Annotated in this window: 1 protein-coding gene; it reads left to right on the forward strand. The window is 47.8% G+C overall.

Annotation, left to right across the window (positions count from 1 at the left end; genetic code table 11):
- Nucleotides 1-301, forward strand: a 301-nt coding sequence (locus NET03_RS13410; RefSeq protein WP_353655836.1) for a transposase, incomplete at both ends; no start/stop codon positions are given.

Below are 301 nucleotides of genomic sequence, written 5' to 3' on the forward strand. Positions count from 1 at the left end.
CAAGTCACCCAAGTGACGGAACGAACGATGGAACGCAATGGACAGCTGATGCTCGTTCCTGATTATGAAGTGGAAAGCTATTGGGTGCGGCTCAAAGGATACGAGCATGTTCGAATGAGCGATGTGCTCGCGTTGTATCATGACCATGCGACATGCGAACAGTTTCATAGCGAACTGAAGAGCGACTTAGATTTAGAGCGGCTTCCATCTGGGAAGATGAAAACGAATGCGCTCGTGTTGGTCATGGGAGCCTTCGTTTACAATCTTCTTCGTCTGATTGGACAAGATCTATTAAGCGATC

This window comes from Thermomicrobium sp. CFH 73360 (assembly GCF_023806465.1).
GTDB lineage: Bacteria > Chloroflexota > Chloroflexia > Thermomicrobiales > Thermomicrobiaceae > Thermomicrobium.